The sequence below is a fragment of the Trinickia sp. HAY1-2D genome, assembly GCF_056754935.1.
The window spans coordinates 2,127,197-2,144,279 of sequence record NZ_JBPGWX010000002.1 but is presented as its reverse complement, the minus strand read 5'-3'; the positions used below and the strand labels follow the sequence as shown (position 1 = coordinate 2,144,279).

At 64.7% G+C, this 17,083-nt stretch carries 20 protein-coding genes; 6 read left to right on the top strand and 14 right to left on the bottom strand.

What is annotated here, in order from left to right:
* Positions 1-10 precede the first annotated feature (10 nt).
* From ACR9ZC_RS17160 to mltG, 8 genes are all read right to left on the bottom strand, one after another.
* On the bottom strand, positions 11-1,078 hold the full coding sequence (locus tag ACR9ZC_RS17160) for a glycosyltransferase family 4 protein (protein ID WP_440560536.1): 1,068 nt from the start codon (positions 1,076-1,078) through the stop codon (positions 11-13).
* A 209-nt stretch (positions 1,079-1,287) separates the two neighbouring features.
* Positions 1,288-1,641: a Rap1a/Tai family immunity protein gene (locus ACR9ZC_RS17155; protein ID WP_331572522.1), complete on the bottom strand. Its 354-nt coding sequence runs from the start codon at positions 1,639-1,641 to the stop codon at positions 1,288-1,290.
* Positions 1,642-1,748: 107 nt separating this feature from the next.
* Complete coding sequence (locus ACR9ZC_RS17150; RefSeq protein WP_481581217.1) at positions 1,749-2,522, bottom strand: ankyrin repeat domain-containing protein; 774 nt, start codon at positions 2,520-2,522, stop codon at positions 1,749-1,751.
* A gap of 49 nt (positions 2,523-2,571) precedes the next feature.
* Positions 2,572-3,363 carry a TatD family hydrolase gene (locus tag ACR9ZC_RS17145; RefSeq protein ID WP_481581216.1) on the bottom strand — a complete coding sequence of 264 codons (792 nt, stop codon included), beginning with the start codon at positions 3,361-3,363 and terminating at the stop codon, positions 2,572-2,574.
* A 35-nt stretch (positions 3,364-3,398) separates the two neighbouring features.
* Entirely contained in the window at positions 3,399-3,920 is a 522-nt protein-coding gene (locus ACR9ZC_RS17140; protein ID WP_481581215.1) for an N-acetyltransferase family protein, read from the bottom strand.
* A 14-nt stretch (positions 3,921-3,934) separates the two neighbouring features.
* A complete protein-coding gene (locus tag ACR9ZC_RS17135; RefSeq protein WP_481581214.1) occupies positions 3,935-4,984 on the bottom strand; it encodes a DNA polymerase III subunit delta' in 1,050 nt (349 codons plus the stop codon).
* A gap of 72 nt (positions 4,985-5,056) precedes the next feature.
* On the bottom strand, positions 5,057-5,677 hold the full coding sequence (tmk, locus tag ACR9ZC_RS17130; protein WP_481581213.1) for a dTMP kinase: 621 nt from the start codon (positions 5,675-5,677) through the stop codon (positions 5,057-5,059).
* On the bottom strand, positions 5,678-6,691 hold the full coding sequence (gene mltG / locus ACR9ZC_RS17125; protein WP_481581212.1) for an endolytic transglycosylase MltG: 1,014 nt from the start codon (positions 6,689-6,691) through the stop codon (positions 5,678-5,680). It lies immediately after the preceding gene.
* 79 nt (positions 6,692-6,770) lie between these two features.
* Here mltG and ygfZ point away from each other — a divergent pair, with 79 nt between their 5' ends.
* Both ygfZ and ACR9ZC_RS17115 read left to right on the top strand, forming a co-directional pair.
* Positions 6,771-7,808 carry a CAF17-like 4Fe-4S cluster assembly/insertion protein YgfZ gene (ygfZ, locus tag ACR9ZC_RS17120; RefSeq protein WP_481581211.1) on the top strand — a complete coding sequence of 346 codons (1,038 nt, stop codon included), beginning with the start codon at positions 6,771-6,773 and terminating at the stop codon, positions 7,806-7,808.
* An 8-nt stretch (positions 7,809-7,816) separates the two neighbouring features.
* Positions 7,817-8,653, top strand: a complete 837-nt coding sequence (locus tag ACR9ZC_RS17115; RefSeq protein ID WP_481581210.1) for an NRDE family protein — start codon at positions 7,817-7,819, stop codon at positions 8,651-8,653.
* Between the two features lie 4 nt (positions 8,654-8,657).
* Here ACR9ZC_RS17115 and ACR9ZC_RS17110 read toward each other — a convergent pair whose 3' ends face one another.
* From ACR9ZC_RS17110 to ACR9ZC_RS17085, 6 genes are all read right to left on the bottom strand, one after another.
* Complete coding sequence (locus ACR9ZC_RS17110; protein WP_481581209.1) at positions 8,658-9,506, bottom strand: SDR family oxidoreductase; 849 nt, start codon at positions 9,504-9,506, stop codon at positions 8,658-8,660.
* A gap of 16 nt (positions 9,507-9,522) precedes the next feature.
* Entirely contained in the window at positions 9,523-10,521 is a 999-nt protein-coding gene (locus ACR9ZC_RS17105; RefSeq protein WP_481581208.1) for an NADP-dependent oxidoreductase, read from the bottom strand.
* 112 nt (positions 10,522-10,633) lie between these two features.
* Positions 10,634-11,116 (bottom strand): PaaI family thioesterase, encoded by a 483-nt coding sequence (locus tag ACR9ZC_RS17100; RefSeq protein WP_331572544.1) that lies wholly within the window; start codon positions 11,114-11,116, stop codon positions 10,634-10,636.
* Between the two features lie 28 nt (positions 11,117-11,144).
* Positions 11,145-11,447, bottom strand: coding sequence for a Dabb family protein (locus tag ACR9ZC_RS17095; protein ID WP_481581207.1), 303 nt, complete (start codon positions 11,445-11,447; stop codon positions 11,145-11,147).
* Positions 11,448-11,554: 107 nt separating this feature from the next.
* Positions 11,555-12,181 (bottom strand): bifunctional nicotinamidase/pyrazinamidase, encoded by a 627-nt coding sequence (gene pncA / locus ACR9ZC_RS17090; protein WP_481581206.1) that lies wholly within the window; start codon positions 12,179-12,181, stop codon positions 11,555-11,557.
* Positions 12,178-13,824: a 3-(methylthio)propionyl-CoA ligase gene (locus ACR9ZC_RS17085; protein ID WP_481581205.1), complete on the bottom strand. Its 1,647-nt coding sequence runs from the start codon at positions 13,822-13,824 to the stop codon at positions 12,178-12,180. The genes pncA and ACR9ZC_RS17085 overlap by 4 nt, the downstream gene beginning before the upstream one ends.
* A 138-nt stretch (positions 13,825-13,962) precedes the next feature.
* Here ACR9ZC_RS17085 and ACR9ZC_RS17080 point away from each other — a divergent pair, with 138 nt between their 5' ends.
* The 4 genes from ACR9ZC_RS17080 (at position 13,963) to ACR9ZC_RS17065 (ending at position 17,003) form a co-directional block, all read left to right on the top strand.
* A complete protein-coding gene (locus tag ACR9ZC_RS17080) occupies positions 13,963-15,519 on the top strand; it encodes a protein adenylyltransferase SelO (RefSeq protein WP_481581204.1) in 1,557 nt (518 codons plus the stop codon).
* A 62-nt stretch (positions 15,520-15,581) separates the two neighbouring features.
* Positions 15,582-16,031: a peptide-methionine (R)-S-oxide reductase MsrB gene (msrB, locus tag ACR9ZC_RS17075; protein ID WP_440562111.1), complete on the top strand. Its 450-nt coding sequence runs from the start codon at positions 15,582-15,584 to the stop codon at positions 16,029-16,031.
* Positions 16,032-16,130: 99 nt separating this feature from the next.
* Positions 16,131-16,661: a septation protein A gene (locus tag ACR9ZC_RS17070; protein WP_481581203.1), complete on the top strand. Its 531-nt coding sequence runs from the start codon at positions 16,131-16,133 to the stop codon at positions 16,659-16,661.
* Positions 16,662-16,664: 3 nt separating this feature from the next.
* Entirely contained in the window at positions 16,665-17,003 is a 339-nt protein-coding gene (locus ACR9ZC_RS17065) for a BolA family protein (protein WP_331572559.1), read from the top strand.
* The last annotated feature ends 80 nt before the right edge of the window (positions 17,004-17,083 follow it).

Here is a 17,083-nt window from a genome sequence, read left to right as displayed (position 1 = left end):
ACTTTTGCGCTCAGCTTGTTTTCGAATCGATCACCTTGAAGCGCGAGCGCTTCTGCGCCCGGATGACCGTCTGATAAGCGTCCAGATATTGCCTGGCCATGAAATGCGAGGTGAAGCGTTCCTCGAAGCGTCTGCGCACTCCCGCGCGGGAAACCGTGTGCAGCCGGTTGACCGCGGCGACGGCGCTGATCTCGTCTTCGACGATGAATCCCGACACCCCTTCGTCGACCACCTCGGGCACCGAGCCGCGATTGAACGCGATCACGGGCGTGCCACAGGCCATGGCCTCGATCATGACGAGACCGAACGGCTCCGGCCAATCGACCGGGAACAGCAACGCGTGCGCACCCGACAGAAACGTCGCCTTCTCGTCATCGGCGATTTCGCCGATGAATTCGACGTGCGGCAAGTCGAAAAGCGGCTTGATCTCCCGCTCGAAATACTCGCGGTCGGCCGAGTCGATCTTGGCCGCGATGCGAATGGGCAAGCCGCAATGCGAGGCGATCCGTATCGCCGTGTCGACGCGCTTTTCGGGTGAAATACGGCCCAAAAATGCGAGGTACCGCTGTTCGACCGGCTGCGGCTCATAAAGCGTGCGCGGCAGACCGTGGTAGACCGTCCTCAGCCATTTCGCCTGCGGCATCGGATGGCGCTGGGCATTGGAGATCGAGATGACGGGTGCCGTATCGAACGTATCGAAAACGGGCTGCTGCTCGGGCAGATCGAGACGGCCGTGCAGCGTCGTGACGAACGGCGTGTCCTGCCGGTTGAACAGCGAAAACGAGTAGTAGTCCATATGGAAATGCAGGACGTCGAACTCGTCCGCGCGACGTCTCACGAGCTCCATCAACAGCATATGCGGCGCAATGCGGTCGCGAATAGCCGGGTCGAGCCGCAGCGCTCGCGGCCAGACGGCCTCGAGCTTCGCACTCGTTTTGGAATCGCCGCTCGCGAAAAGCGTGACGTCGTGGCCCAAATCCACGAGCGCCTCGGTGATGTATGAGACGACGCGTTCCGTGCCGCCGTAAAGCTTCGGCGGAACGGATTCGGTCAAAGGTGCGATCTGCGCAATCTTCATTCGGTGAACTCCATGCAAGCGGGCGAGGTTCCGGACAAGGCGCCGCCCAGGCGCGCCGCGTCAGTTCGACCGATCAGGGCGAGACCCGGGCCGTTCGCATCGCGCCGGCACTCGAGCCTTCATTATTGAGTACGGCTCTCGGAAGGAAACGCGCCATTTTCACTTATTCCCGGCTGTTACAGTCGGGAAACATGCGTTCGGCGACTGTTTCAATCGTGTTTGCAGGGAAAAGCCTTGCCGAGCCCGAGCGAAACACTCGTACTGGCGTTGTAATCGGCCAGTTTCGGGTTTTCGGCCACGTATTTACGGACCGCGTCGACGAGCTGCTGGGGCTTCACGCCGCTCGGCAGGCAAAAATACTGGCCCACTCGCGGTCCCGTCGTGCCGCCGATCGCGTCGATCGTGTTGTAGACGCCGTCGGCGACGCCGAGTACGTACGCCTTGCATGCCGCGCGCGAGACCGTATCGGTTCGGCCGCACAATCCGCTGAGTTCGCTCCCCGAAAACGCGAACGCCGCCACCGGCATGGCGAGTGCCCCAAGGCCAATCAAAGCCCGCAACATGGTTATCCTTTTCTCCAGCGGTAAATCCGCGGGCTGCGAACCGGTCCCGTACTTCGCGACCGGTCGACCCGTCAGGCAGGCACGGCGCCAGCCGTGCCAAAAAACGCTTATTTTGCACCGTTTTGCCCGCTTGCAGGGGCCACAGCGGACGCACTCGCGGCGTCGCGGGCGAACATGGCCTCCAGCCCTTCGGTTGCGTCCTTCGCGTGGTATTGCTTCGCGAAGTCGAGCGCGGTCATGCCGATCTGGTTCTTGACCCGCGGGTCCGCCCCCGCATCGAGCAGCACTTTCATCGTCGTGATGTGATTGCCGCGCGCGGCCATCATGAGCGGCGTCGTGCCGTTCGGCGATGGCGTGTCCAGATAGGCGGAATGGTCGATCAGCAGTTGGACGATATCGTCGTGACCGTTCGCCGCAGCATAGTGCAACGGCGCCCAGCCTTTTTTGTTGACTTCGGCGTCCTTGTCGATCAGCAGCTTCACGAGATCGAGATCGCCGTTCAATGCGGCGAGCATCATGGCGTTTTCATCGGCGCTATCGACCTTGTCCAGATCGGTCTTGGGATTCGAGGCGAGCACTTTGGCCACCTTGTCCGACTTCTCGCGTGCGGCGAGGACGATGAGCGGCATGTGCAGCTTGTCTGGCGTCGTCATGTTCGGATCGACGCCTTGCGCGAGCAGCTTGGCAATGCGTTTGTCGTCGTCGAATTTGACGGCTTTCACGATGCTGTCGGTGTCGGCCCCGTAGGCCGGCGCGACCGCGGCCGCAGCCACGAGCGCGGTTGCACACGCGGCAAGCGCCCGGCGCAGGCCACTGGCGGTTCTCAGGCGGGGGGCGGCGCGGCCGGGGCGTTGGATGAGCGGCAGGGTGAGCGTGTTCATAGGCAATATGGTTTTCCTTTCTGTTGCCTGACAAAGGCGAACGTGTCGTTCAGCTCGAGGATCGCGCGGCCGAGGCGAATAACCGGAAGAAATTCCGGGTCGTCGCCTCGGCGAGCGCTTCCTTGGGCATATCGCGTATCTGTGCGATGAAAGCTCCGACATGGCTGACGTACGCAGGTTCATTGGGTTTGCCACGGTAGGGAACCGGTGCGAGGTACGGCGAATCGGTTTCGATCAGCAAACGCTCGAGCGGCACACGCCGTGCGACGTCCTGCACGTCGGCCGCGCTCTTGAACGTGACGATGCCGGACAGCGAAATGTGGAAGTTCTGCGCGAGCGCGCGCTCGGCGATCGGCCACGGCTCCGTGAAGCAATGCATGACGCCGCCCGGTACGTGAGCCGCTTCTTCCTCCATGATCCTCAGCGTATCGTCGGCCGACGCTCGCGTGTGGACGATGAGCGGCTTCATCGTCGCGCGCGCGGCGCGGATGTGCGTACGAAAGCGCTCGCGCTGCCATTCCATGTCGGCGATCGAGCGGCCTTCGAGCCGGTAGTAATCCAGTCCGGTCTCGCCGATCGCCACGACCTTCGGATGCTTCGCGAGCTCGACGAGTTCCGACACGGTGGGCTCGCGCGCGTCTTCATGGTCGGGATGCACGCCGACCGACGCAAAGACGTTGTCATACGCCGAAGCAATGTCGAGCACGGCCGGCAGCGTCTCCAGATCGACGCTGACGCAAAGCGCGTGCGTCACTTGCTGAGCTCGCATATTCTCGAGCACGTCGGGCAGGCGATCGGCCAGTCCTTCGAAGTTGATATGGCAATGAGAATCGACAAACATCCTGGGTTCCTTTGCGCAACGGGCGAACGAATTCGCTATGCGATTCGCTTGCCGAGAATGACGAGATCGCGCTCCACGCCGTCCAGCACCGCGACACGGGGCAGCATGCCCCAGTCTTCGAAGCCTGCCCGGCGAAACAAGGCCAGACTGGGCGCATTGTGGCCGAAGATGAATCCAAGCGCGGTATCGATCCGAAGGCCGGGCGCCGCTTCGAGCGCTTGCTCCAGCAGTTGCCTGCCAAGTCCACGGCCGCGTGCGCACTCGTCGAGGTAAATGCTGAGCTCGGCGGTGCGCGCATAGGCCGGGCGCCCATAGAAGTCGGAAAAGCTCAGCCAGCCGATCACGCGCCCCGCGTCATCGCGATCGTCGCGCTCCGTCTGCTCGGCGACCCACAATGGCCGACGCGCCGCGCCGTGGGCGTGGAACCACCGCAGGCGGCTCTCGACCGTCACGGGTTCGAGGTCGGCCGTGACGCTGCGCGAGGCGATCGTCGAATTGTAAATGGCGACGATCGAGGCAAGATCGTCGAGGGTTGCATCCCGAATGTGTATCGACATGGCGTGGGCTCGTATCAAGCGTGCGCGGACTGGACGAAGAGCTCGCGGTAACCGAGAAACAGCGCCTCGAAGACGAGACGCGCATTGAGAGGATGGTTTTCGACCGCACGTTCACGTGCAACGGTCTTCATATAGCGCGCGAACGCATTGGCGTCGACGCGCTGCGCGCAGTGCGCGAGATCGCGGGCCGCCGCTGGAAAGTAGCGCGGCCGATGGGCGGTGCGCTCGGCGAGCAAGTCGTAAAGCCAGCGCTGCAGCCAACCGAGCACGATGGGCACGGGAAGCTTTTGCAGCGCCTCGGCGCAAGCGAACGCGTCGCATTGGGGGCCGGCCGCGAGCTGCTTGAGCGTGAACTCACGCAGCGGCCGGTTTTCGTCCGCGGCGAGCGCGAGTGCGGCAAGCGGCGCGCCACCCGCCATGGCCAGTAGCGCATCGGCGTCCGCCACGCCTTGCTGCGCCAGCCATTCGCGCGCGAGTTCGGGCGCGGGCGTCGGCATCGGCCATTGGCGGCACCGGCTGACGATCGTCGGCAAAAGCCTGTCGAGGCGTGCCGAGACGAGCAAAAAGACGACGCCGGCCGGCGGCTCCTCCAATGTCTTCAGGAGCGCGTTGGCCGCCGCCGCATTGAGCGCTTCCGCCGGATAGACGAGCACCACGCGCGCGCCGCCGCGATGGGCGCCCACGCCGCAGAAATCGAGCAGCGCCCGCACCTGCTCGATCTTGATTTCCTTGCTCAGCGTGCGCGTCTTTTTGCCGTCTTCGCTGTCCGCTTTCTCGTCGTGCTCAGCGGCAGGCGCCGACGAGCCCAGCTCCGAAGCCAGCGCTTCCGGGAACAGGGCCCGGTAGTCGGGGTGGTTGCCCTGAACGAACCAATTGCAGGCCGCGCAGGCCCCGCAAGGCTCGCCGTTGGCGCGCGGGGCCTCGCACAGCAGGCCTTGCACGACGTGTTGCGCGAAACGGAGTTTGCCGATACCGGCTTGGCCGTGCAGCAAAAGGGCGTGCGGCCACTGCCCGCGCAACGATTGCAAGCGGTTCCAGTCGTCCAGTTGCCAAGGATGAATCATCGTCGAATCGTCCAGACGTTGCGTTTAAATGAGAAGCGGGGCGCGGTGCCGCGTTCGTCGCGGCGATTCGCCTCAAAGCGTCGACACAAGCCGCGCGAGCTGGTGTCGGATTTCGTCGATGCCGAGCGTCGCATCGACAACCAAGAACCGATGCGGGGCTTCTTGCGCGCGCCGCAGATACTCGGCGCGGGTGCGCTCGAAAAACGCGAGCGTCTCGCTCTCGAACTTGTCGGGCGAGCGCACCGCGCCGCGCCGCTCGCTGGCGGTTCGCGGCGGCACATCGAAAAGCACGGTCAGATCCGGCTGGAATCCGCCCTGCACCCAGCGTTCGAGCGCCTCGAGCTTATCGCGCGGCAAGCCGCGGCCGCCGCCCTGATAGGCGAACGTCGCATCGGTGAATCGGTCGCTCAAGACCCAGTCGCCGCGTGCGAGCGCCGGCTCGATGACCTGCGCGAGATGCTCCCGGCGTGCCGCGAACATCAGGAGCGCCTCGGTCTCGAGGTCCATCCGCTCGTGCAGCAGCAGCTCGCGCAAGGCTTCGCCGAGCGGTGTGCCGCCGGGCTCGCGCGTCGTCACGACAGCGCTGCCCGCAGGGCTCAGCTTGTCTTCGAGACGTTCCCGAAACCATGCCAGATGCGTCGTTTTGCCTGCGCCGTCGATGCCTTCGAAGGTGATGAATTTGCCGCGCGCCATTTAGGGTTGACCTCGAATATATTTATCGACCGCCTTGTTGTGATCGCCGAGCGTATCGGAGAAGACACTGGTGCCGTCGCCGCGCGAAACGAAATAGAGCGCGCCCGTGGGCGCCGGCTTCGTCGCCGCCTCGAGCGATGCCGCGCCTGCGAGCGCAATAGGCGTCGGCGGCAGACCGCGCCGCATATAGGTGTTATACGGGGTATCCGTTTGCAAGTCCCGCTTGCGCAGCCTGCCGGTATACGCGTCGCCCAGACCGTAGATCACCGACGGATCGGTTTGCAACGGCATGCCGATACGCAACCGGTTGGCGAACACCGCCGCGACCAGCGGACGGTCCGCAGCCCTGCCCGTCTCCTTCTCGACGAGCGACGCCATCGTCAGCGCCTCATACGGCGTCTGGTAAGGCAACCCGGGTGCGCGCTCGATCCAGACGCGCGCGAGCTGCTGCTGCATCAACCGGTACGCGCGCCGGTACACGTCGATATCGCTCGATCCCTTGTCGAACAGGTACGTATCCGGGAAGAAGAGCCCCTCGGCATTCGCGAGGTCCTTTTCCTGCGCCCCGATCGCAGCCAGCAACTGGGTGTCCGTCATCCCCACGGTGTCGTGCTTGAGTGACGGGTCGGCGTCGATTTCGGCGCGCATGCGCTTGAACGACCAGCCTTCGATGATCGTGACGACGTCCTCGTTCGTGTCGCCGAGCGCCAGCTTTTGCAGCACTTCGTACGGCGTCACGCCACTCTTGAACTCATAGTTGCCGGATTTCAGCCGCGTTTGCAGGCCCAGCGCGCGCGTCATCAGAACGAACGGTTCGGGGGCGAGCGCCACGCCCGCCCGCACGAGTTGCAACGCGACGCTGCGCACGCTGCTGTGCGGCTTGATCGTGACATCGACCACGGGAGCCGAGAGCGTGACGGGGCTCGTGGCCCAGAAATATCCGCCGCCCGCGGCGGCGGCAAGCAAAACGACGGCAACTGCACCGAGGGCGAAGCATTTCTTCAGAAGGGACATGCGAAACAAGGCTCGGGTAGACCCCATATAATAGCTTGCTCGCATCAGCCAAAGTCAGGATTGACCGGATATCGAATCCATGAATGCCCCCCACGCACCCGATTTGCCCCCCGCTTCGCCCGCACCGGGCCTATTCCGCCCGCCTGCGGGCGAATTCGACGCGGTCCTCGCGCGCGGCGCTTTCATGGCGCTCGATCAGTTCGGTGTGATCGAGGCCACGGGGGACGACGCCGCGAGCTTCCTTCATGGCCAGCTGACGAACGACGTCCAGCATCTGGACGCCGCGAGTGCGCGGCTGGCCGGCTACTGTTCGCCAAAAGGCCGCCTCATCGCCTCCATGCTCACGTGGCGCGCCGGGCAATCGATTCGGCTGCTCGTCGCGCGAACCGTTTGCGCGAATGTTCAAAAGCGGCTGTCGATGTTCGTGTTGCGCGCAAAGGCGAAGCTTGTCGATATCACGGACGCGGTCGCCGTGATCGGCTTCGCGGGCGATGTGCGCGAAGCGCTTTCGAGCGTATTCGAAGCGCTGCCGGACGGCGTGAACGTGCAGGTCGCCGGCCCGTTGGGCTCGCTCGTGCGTGTGCCCGACGCCAACGGCCGCGCCCGCTATTTGTGGATCGGCCCGAAAGCCGAGGTCGAGGCCTGCCTGCCGGGGCTCGAAGCCCGTCTCGCGCACGTTTCGTCGGCCGTTTGGGATTGGCTGGACATCCGCGCGGGCGAGCCGCGCATTACAGCGGACGTGGTCGAACAGTTCGTGCCGCAAATGGTCAATTTCGACGCGTTGGGCGCCGTCAACTTTCGTAAAGGCTGCTATCCGGGCCAGGAGGTCGTTGCACGCAGCCAGTACCGCGGCACGATCAAGCGGCGCGTGGCACTCGCGCATATCGCCACCGATAGCGACCCGGTGCGCGCCGGCGCGGAACTCTTCCATTCGGCCGATCCTGGCCAGCCGTGCGGGATGATCGTCAATGTCGCGGCCGCGCCACGAGGCGGTTTCGACGCGCTCGTCGAGATCAAGCTTGCATCGCTCGACGAAGGCGTCGTTCGAGTCGGTACCGCCGAGGGGCCCGAACTGGCGTTCGAGCCGTTGCCGTACGCATTGCCCACGGAAGTCTGACGCGCCAGATGTGCCTCATCGTTTTCGACTGGCGGCCCGATGCGGCACACGGCCCTCTGTTCACGCTCGCCGCCAATCGCGACGAATATTTTCGCCGCGAGACCGCTCCCCTCGGATGGTGGACCGATCTTCCGCAAGTACTGGCCGGCCGCGATCTGGCGGGCGGCGGGACTTGGCTGGGTGTATCGCGCGACGGACGCTTCGCCGCGCTCACGAATTACCGCGCCCCGCTCGACACACGGCCCGATGCACCGACGCGCGGGATGCTCGTCGCGGAGTATCTCGCCGGCGAGCGTCTTGCCCCGCTCGACTACCTCGCGCGGGTGGCCGAGCGCGGCGCAATCTACAACGGCTTCAATCTGCTGGCAGGCGATTTTGTCCGGCGCGAGCTCGCGTGGTACTGCAACCGCGGCGAAGCGCCGCCCGTCCTACTCCCGCCCGGCACACACGGTATTTCGAATGCGGTGCTCGACACGCCTTGGCCCAAGCTCGCGAGAAAGCGCGCCGCACTGGCTGCGCTGACGAGTGCTGGCAACGGGCAAGCCCCGCTTGCGGCCCTTATCGAACTGATGCTCGACAGACAGATCGCACCCGACGACACGCTGCCTTGCACCGGCATCCCGCTCGAACGCGAACGCGCGCTGTCCGCGGCGTTCATCGAGACGCCCGATTACGGGACCCGCGGCACGACGGCCTTGCGCGTCGATATGGGGAGCACGGGCCTCCGGGTCCATCTCGCCGAGCGCAGCGACGATGACGGATCGCATCGCGTGCGCCGCCCGGGCGACGTCGAACGCATCTTCGATTTCTGGATCGACGGCGGCGCCTCGAACACCGGGGGCTGACGACTCACGCCGGACTGCTCGGATCGCTGGGCTGACGCTGCCTTTCGATATCTTCGTGCCGCAAGCGGATGCTCGGAACAATGGCCGGATGCGTAAACACATAAAAGCGTTCGTCGCGTATCGCGTCGAACGTCGCGTTGGCGATATCGGCGGCCGTGAGCCGTCCGGCACGCACGGCTTTGCGCAACTCGCGCGCAGCGAGGATCTGCGATGCCGTCGGTGCCGTGTCGTTGCGCCAGCGCGCGGGGCGCGCGCGCTCGGCATCAGCGATGTTTGTCGGTGCGAACGCCGGACTCAGCAGAGAGCACCCCACCGGGGCGCCGACCTTGCGCAAATCGTGATAAAGCGTTTCGGTCAGTCCGACGACGGCATGCTTCGAGGCGTTGTAGACGCTCATCAATGGCGGCGCGAGGAATCCCGCGACGGACGCGGTATTCACGATATGCGCGGGCTCGTTCTGCCCGATCATGATTGGTGCGAATACGCGCACACCGTGCGCCACACCCATCACGTTCACGCCGAAGACCCACGCCCAATCGTTCGCGCTCATCTCCCAGGCGAGGCCGCTTGCACCCACGCCCGCATTGTTGAACAGCAGATGCGCTTTGCCATAGCTATCGAGCGTCTTGCGGGCGAGCGCTTCGACCGCGCCGGCGTCCGAGACATCGGTGGGCACAGCAACGACCTCTGCACCGGCGGCCCTCAGCGTCGCTGCCGTATCGGCCAGAGCATCGGAATCGATATCCGCGAGCACGAGTCTCATGCCGAGCGCGGCGCCCTGTTCGGCAAACGCGCGGCCCAATCCGCTCGCCGCGCCGGTAATCACGGCAACCTTGCCTTCGAACACCTGCATGACGGACTCCGATTCCTCAAACGAGCTTGACGAGTTGCTTGCCGAAGTTGCGTCCCTTTAGAAGCCCCATCAAAGCGTCGGGCGCATGCTCGAGCCCCTCCATTACGCTTTCGCGGTAGTTAAGCTTCTTTTGCGCAACGAGCGAGGCGAGCTCGGCCAACGCCCGCGGCCAGATATCCAGATGCTCGGTCACGATGAAACCCTGCAATGTCAGGCGCATCGTCAGGATCAGCGCGGGCTGCCGAAGCGGCTGGGGCGCCCCGTCGTAACCCGCGATCATGCCGCATAACGCGATGCGCCCAAACGGGTTCATCCGCGTGAGCGTCGCATCGAGCGAGGCGCCGCCCACGTTTTCGAAGCAGCCGTCGACGCCCTCGGGCGTGGCAGCCTCCAGGTCCTCCTGGAGCTTGCCGGCCTTATAGTCGACACAGGCATCGAAGCCGAGTGTCTGCGTCACGTAGCGGCACTTCTCGGCGCCGCCCGCAATCCCTACGGCACGGCATCCGGCCAGCTTCGCCAACTGGCCCACGACGCTGCCGACGGCACCGCTGGCCGCGCTGACGACGATCGTCTGCCCTGCCTGCGGCGCAATGATCTCGTTGAGCCCGTACCACGCCGTCACGCCCGGCATTCCCGCGACGCCGAGATAAGCCGAGAGCGGGATCGCCGTATCGTCGACCTTCGTCACGCCTGTGCCGTCCGATGTGCCGAATTCCTGCCAACCGAATACGCCCGTGACCTTGTCGCCCACCGCAAAGCGGGTGTTGCGCGATTCCACGACTTCTCCGGCCGTTGCGCCGATCATCACTTCGCCGAGCGGTTGCGGCGCGGCGTACGACTTCGTTTCGTTCATCCGGCCGCGCATGTACGGGTCGATCGACAGCCAATGATTGCGGACGCGAAACTGCCCGTCGGCAAGCGGCTCGAGCGGCGTTGCGACGAGCTGGAAGTTGTCGGCCGTCATGGCACCCTGTGGACGCGAGACGAGCAGCACGCGGCGGTTCATCTGAGTCATGGCGATTTTCTCCTTCGATAAGCGTCCGGCAAGCGCAAAGCCGAAAACGAAAAAATCCCTGTGGACGGCGGGAGCCCGGGGGCCGTGGCCGCCCGAGCGGCAGGCGAGAGGATCAGCCGTCGCTGGGGCCTGGTTTGCCCGTCGGTATGCGCCGGGTTCGCTGCTCGACGATGTCCCGGCCGACGGCCAGGCGCCGCATGTATTTGAACGTCCCGAGTGCCTTGGCGACGAAATGGCCCTCGCTGTCGCGCACTTCGCCTTCGCAGTACGCCATCGTCGTCGAACGATGCAGCACGCGGCCGAACGCGCGCAACTCGCCGCGCCCGGGCTGCATGAAATTGACCTTCATTTCGACCGTGACGACGCCCATGCCGTCGCCGGCCAGGCTGCGCGCGGCCGTCGCGAGCGCGACATCGGCCAGCGTCATGGTGACGCCGCCGTGCGCGACCTGCCACGTGTTCATAAGGGTTGCGTCGAGCGGCAGTTCGACCTCGCTGACACCGTCGGCGGCCGATACGAGACGCACACCGAGGTGATCGACGAAGGGGCTTTCGATCACATTGGCATGACCGGCGGGAGGCGGAGTGTGCGGCATCGCGGTTTTTGCGGGGGGCTGATGGGTCTCAGATTTCGTAGTCGATGCACTGGCGCGCTTCGCGTACGGCGCCGACGAACGACTTGAGCGCTTCGTGCGTGGGGTGAGCCTGATACGCGTCGAGCGCGGTCTTGTCGGCGAAATCGGACAGGAGCACGACGTCGTAGGTCGATTCGAGTTCCGGCTTCGCAATGCCGACTTCGATGCGCAGGATGCCCGGCACGATATCGCGGCAGCCTTCGAGCTTTTCCTTCAGCTTCAATGCGTTTTCCGCGCGTGTTGCACCTTCCGCCGTGTCCTTCAATTTCCACATTACGATGTGTCGAATCACGCTGAGCTCCGTTCGTTTGCGTTCGGCCGGCTGTCGCGCCGACGGTCGGCCTGTCAGATGTCAGCGACGGATGATACCCGTTTCGTTTCGAGCCCGTTCGAGGCCGACTACCGCAATGCGTCCTCGGCGCGAGCGCGCGCAATGCCAGCCGCATCCATGTCTCGCCACGCGCGTTCGAGCGAGCCCTCGAGGTCGATGGCTCGGCAGGCGTCTTCCACGACGAGGGCTTCGAACCCCGCGGCCCGCGCATCGAGCGCGGTCCATGCCACGCAGTAGTCGGTTGCGAGACCGCAGCACCAGACCCGCTTGACGCCCGAGTCCCGCAAATAGCCGGCCAGTCCGGTCGGCGTTTCGCGATCCGCCTCGACGAAGGCCGAGTAACTGTCGATCGTGCGGCGATAGCCCTTGCGAATGACGAGCCTCGCATGGGCGATGTCGAGCGCCTCGTGCAGCGCCGCGCCCGCCGTGCCCTGCACGCAGTGCACGGGCCACAGCACCTGCTCGCCGTACGGCAACGCGATGCGCTCGAACGGTGACTTGTCCGCATGGCTGGCGGCGAACGAGATGTGGTCCCGCGGATGCCAGTCCTGGGTCACGATCACATGCTCGAACGCGCGTGCGAGCCGGTTCGCCACGGGCACGACTTCGTCACCGCGCGCGACGGCCAGGGCACCGCCCGGCATGAAGTCGTTTTGCAGATCGATTACGAGGAGGGCCTCGTCTTGCCCTTTCATGTTCGCTCCTTCGTCGGCCACACATGATCCCGGAACATATCGCGCAGCTTCATCTTCGACAGTTTGCCCGTCGCCGTATGGGGCAATTCGGGTACGAAAACGATGTCGTCGGGAATCCACCACTTCGCCAGTTTGCCTTCGTAAAACGCGCGCAGCGCCTCGCGAGTCAGGCCATCGCCGGTCGGCCGTTTGACGACGACGAGCAGCGGACGTTCGCCCCATTTCGGATGCGGGCACGCGATGCACGCTGCCTCGGCGACGTCGGGATGGGCGACGGCGATATTCTCCACCTCGCTCGAGCTGATCCATTCGCCGCCGGATTTGACGACGTCCTTGCTGCGATCGGTGATATGCAGGAAGCCTTCGCTGTCGATCGTCGCCACGTCGCCCGTCGGGAACCAACCGTCGACGAGCGCGGATGTCTCGGTCGCGAAGTAGCGGTCGATCACCCATGGGCCGCGTACGTATAGATCGCCGAACGCCACGCCGTCGCGCGGCAATTCCGCGCCGTTCGCATCGACGATCTTCATGTCGACGCCGAAGATGACCGTGCCCTGCTTTTCAAGCAACCGCCGCTGTTCTTCGCGCGGGCGCTGCGATTGCTCCCAGTTGAGTCGCGCAAGCGTGCCGAGCGGCGAAAGCTCGGTCATGCCCCAGGCATGGATCACGCGCACGCCATAATCGTCTTCGAAGCTGCGCAGCATCGCCGGGGGACAGCTGGAGCCGCCGATGACCGTGCGTTCGAGCGACGAAAAGCGCTTGCCGCCTTCGCGCACGTGCGCGAGCAAGCCCATCCAGACCGTGGGCACGCCAGCCGAAAAGGTGACCCGCTCCGCCTCCATCAGCTCGTAAAGCGATTTGCCGTCGAGGTCCTTGCCCGGCAGCACGAGCTTTGCCCCGTTCAGCGGCGCCGCGTGAGGGATGCCCCAGGCGTTGACATGGAACATGGGCACGACGGGGAGCACCGAATCGCGCGCCGAAATTCCCATCGCGCCGGTCAGCGATGCGCCGTAGGCATGCAGCACCACGGATCGGTGCGAGTACAGCGCGCCTTTCGGATGCCCCGTCGTACCCGAGGTATAGCAAAGGTACGAGGCGAGCCGCTCGTCGAGTTCGGGCCACTCGAACTCACCGTCCTCGGCCGCGAGCAGCGGCTCGTAGTACAGCAAAGGCACACTGCCCGGGGGGCTTTCCTTCGGGGCATCCGCGAGCGCGATCCAGCCCTTCACGTTCGGGCAGCGCGGTGCGAGCTCGGCCACGAGCGGCGCGAACGTCGTATCGAACAGGATGTATCGATCGTCGGCATGCGCGACGATATAGGCGATCTGCTCTGGAAAAAGCCGCGGATTGATCGTATGGCAAACGGCACCGAACCCCGTCGTCCCATAATAGGCTTCGAGGTGACGGTAGCCGTTCCACGCCAGTGTGCCGACGCGCTCTCCGGGCTGGACGCCCAGCCGGATCAGCGCCTGGGCGAGTTGCCGGGCGCGCTTTTCGCAATCGCGATAGGTGTAGCGGTGAATATCGCCCTCGATGCGCCGGGAAACGATCTCCGTATCCCCCGCATAACGCGCGGCGTGCCGCAGCAGCATCGAAACGTTGAGCGGTATGTCCATCATCTGGCCCAGCAGAGGCTCGGTCATGGCGGCGCCCTCCTATTTTCGTTGTCGTCCCGCGATCGCGTCCGGTGCGCTCGAGTGCCCGCAGCCCGGGCTCGCGCGGCTTGCGACGCGCCCTCGGCCGGCGCCTTACAATAGCGGGTAACTCAAAGGCACCTCAATATGTCGTTTTCCCCAAGCATCGCAGCACCGCTCGACACCGCCGATGAACTCGCGAGCGCGCTGGGCACCGCGCGCAGCGGTTCGTTCGCCGAGCTAGGCACCGCGTTTTTCACGCGGCTGCCCGCGGCCCCGCTACCCGCCCCTTATCTGGTGGCGTTTTCGGCCGACGCGGCAGCGCTCCTCGGGCTCGAGCCGCGCATTGCCGAGACGCCCGGCTTCGTCGAGCTTTTCAGCGGCAACGCCACGCGCGAATGGCCGCAGGCGGCGTTGCCGTACGCATCTGTCTACTCGGGGCACCAATTCGGCGTCTGGGCGGGACAGCTTGGCGACGGTCGCGCGCTCTCGCTCGGCGAACTCGAGCACGGCGGTCTGCGCAACGAGCTGCAGCTGAAAGGCAGCGGCCGCACCCCCTACTCGCGTATGGGGGATGGACGCGCCGTCCTGCGCTCTTCGATCCGGGAATTTCTCTGCTCGGAGGCCATGCATCATCTCGGCATTCCGACGACGCGTGCTCTATGCGTGATCGGATCCGATCAACCCGTGCGCCGCGAGGAGATCGAAACGGCGGCTGTCGTCACACGGGTGGCGCCGAGCTTCGTGCGCTTCGGACATTTCGAGCATTTCTATGCGGGCGAGAAGATCGACGCGCTGCGCGCGCTCGCGGATCATGTGATCGATCGCTTTTACCCGCAGTGCAGGGAAACGTCGGACCCCTATCTGGCCATGCTCCCACAGATAGTCGCCCGTACCGCCGACATGGTTGCGCAGTGGCAGGCAGTGGGCTTTTGCCACGGCGTCATGAACACGGACAACATGTCGGTACTGGGCCTCACCATCGACTACGGTCCGTTCGGTTTTCTCGATGCCTTCGACGCCAACCACATCTGCAACCATTCGGATACGCAGGGCCGCTACGCCTATCGTATGCAGCCGCAGATCGCCTATTGGAACTGCTTTTGCCTGGCCCAGGCGCTGCTGCCGCTCATCGGCGCACATTACGAGGAGAGCGTGCGCGCCGAGCGCTCGGTCGCCGACGCGCAAGAGGCGCTCGAAGGATTCAAGGCCCGCTTTGCGCCGGCGTTCGAGCGCCGGATGTGCGAGAAGCTCGGCTTGTCGGACGTGCGACCGGGCGACGACAAGCTCGTCGACCGACTGCTCGAACTCATGCATGCCGGCCGTGCCGATTTCACGCTGACGTTCCGCCGCCTCGCGCAGGTTTCGAAGGACGATGCGCGCGGCGATGCTCCGGTGCGCGACATGTTCCTCGATCGGGAGGCGTTCGACCGATGGGCCGCGGACTATCGCGCGCGGCTTGCGTTGGACCCGCGCGACGACGCCACGCGGCGCGAGGCGATGAATCGCATCAACCCGAAGTACGTGCTGCGCAATCATCTGGCCGAAACCGCGATCAGGCGGGCGATGGAAAAGGACTTTTCCGAAGTGGCGCGCCTTGCCGCGGTGCTCTCGCGGCCATTCGACGAGCAGCCGGAATTCGAGGACTACGCGGCGCTGCCGCCGGAGTGGGCGGGCACGCTCTCGGTGAGCTGCTCGTCTTAGCCCTCTTCACGCTCGCAACGAGCGCCCGCCAAGCGGGCGCCATTCGATGGAGACATCTTCCCATGAACCGTCATACCGATCCTCACGATCCGCTCGCCTCCCCGGCCCCCACCGACGAAGACTATCCGCTGGGCAAACCCGACGAGGCGTGGCGCGGTCAGCTTTCTGAAACCGAGTACGAGGTTACACGCCACGCCGCCACCGAGCGCCCTTTCACGGGCCGGTACTGGGATCACTGGGAACGCGGCATTTACGATTGCGTGTGCTGCGGAACGCCGCTTTTCGAGTCGTCGACGAAATTCGACGCAGGCTGCGGCTGGCCCAGCTATTTCAAGCCCATCGACGGCGAGGTCATCGAAGAACGTACCGATCGCTCTCATGGCATGCTGCGCATCGAAGTGCGTTGCAAGCACTGCGGCGCACATCTGGGCCACGTATTCGAAGACGGCCCGGCACCGACGGGCCTGCGTTACTGCATCAATTCGGCTGCGCTACAATTCGACCCCAAGTAGCGCCGCCGGCGTGCTGTCCCTGGTTCTCGAGCGGGGCCGAACCGGGGCGGCCGCGTTCGCCGACATTTCGTCGCCTTCTTCCGACACCCTCGGCCATTCATGAAATTTCTCTTCGACCTTTTCCCGATCATCCTCTTTTTCGTCGCATTCAAGGTCTGGGGCATCTTCACGGCGACCGCCGTCGCCATTGCCGCGACCTTGCTGCAAGTTGCCTGGGTCGCGTTTCGCCATCGCAAGGTCGATACGATGCTGTGGGTCAGTCTCGGCGTCATCGTCGTCTTTGGGGGTGCGACGCTCGTCTTGCACGATCAGAAATTCATTCAGTGGAAACCGACCGCGCTTTACTGGCTCTTCGCGTCGGGCCTGCTTGTCGCGCGCTATGGCTTTCGCAAAAACCTGATCGAGACCATGATGGGCAAACAGTTGAGCCTGCCCGACGGCGTCTGGGACAAGCTCAACGTCGCATGGGCGCTCTTCTTCGTGGCGCTCGGTGTGGCCAACCTCTATGTGGTCGGCAATTTCACGGAGTCGCAGTGGGTCAACTTCAAGCTGTTCGGCACGACGGGGGCGATGGTCGTCTTCATCGTCGCGCAAAGTTTGTGGCTCGCGAAGTATTTGAAGGAGGAGTGAGCGATGAGTGAACTGTCGAGCAGCGCTTTCGTCGAAGCGGGACCCGCGGCACGTATTGCCTTCATCGAGGCGCGCCTGAATGCGGCGCTGCCCGTCTCGTCGCTCTCGGTCCGCGATGACAGCGCGCTGCATGCGGGCCATGCCGGTGCGGCCGCCGGCGGACACTACGCGGTCACGCTCGTGTCGTCCGCGTTTGCGGGCAAACCCCGGCTGGCGCGGCATCGCCTGGTGTATGATGCGCTGGCCGACGTGATGCAGCGCGGCATTCACGCGCTCGCCATCACGGCCTATACGCCCGAAGAATTCACGCGGCTCGGCGATGCGCCGTCTTCGACGTCCTGAATGCGACGCTCCGAACGATAAACACGCATCGTGTCGAACCCGTGCGGAGCCTTCGCGGCGCAACGATTGACCGAACCCTT